The 421-nt window shown below is 69.4% G+C and carries 1 protein-coding gene and 1 pseudogene; both read right to left on the minus strand.

Annotated features, from left to right (window positions below; all coding sequences use genetic code 11):
- A pseudogene (locus V6F88_RS27810) lies at positions 1 to 159 on the minus strand (FAD-dependent oxidoreductase); the annotation flags it as partial.
- Positions 160 to 166: 7 nt separating this feature from the next.
- Positions 167 to 421 (minus strand): nuclear transport factor 2 family protein (locus V6F88_RS27815; RefSeq protein WP_332613524.1); only part of this gene is annotated, 255 nt, incomplete at its 5' end.

Genomic DNA, 421 nt, shown 5'->3' on the forward strand with positions numbered 1-421 from the left:
CAGATCGCGGGACACGGGACCATCATCCGCCGGAAGCTGGCCCGCCGTGCCGATCCAGTAGGTCGGCGCGTAGTCGCTGCCCCGGCCCAGGGTCCGCGCCTTCAGCGGATCGTAAAGCGGGTCGTAGGTCGCCGTCCCGCGGGGAAGAACCGTCTGCATCGCGCCCTCACTCGACCTGGATGGCGGGCCGCTGCTTGCGCAGCGCCTGCTTTTCGACCAGCTTGCCGTCCCGGATGCGGAACAGGTCGACGCCCTGCGCCTCGGTCCGCGTGCCGTCGGGGTTGGTGGCGCGGAAGGTCCATTGGCTGACGCCGCGGGTGCCGTCCTCGCTGATGAAATGCGCGTGGTCGGCCCATTGTGCGTCCGGCATCGTTGTCCAGACCGCCTTGAATGCCCGGGTGATCGCGTCGCGGCCCTTGAT

It is taken from the genome of Achromobacter sp. ESBL13 (assembly GCF_036668755.1).
Lineage (GTDB): Bacteria > Pseudomonadota > Gammaproteobacteria > Burkholderiales > Burkholderiaceae_B > Achromobacter.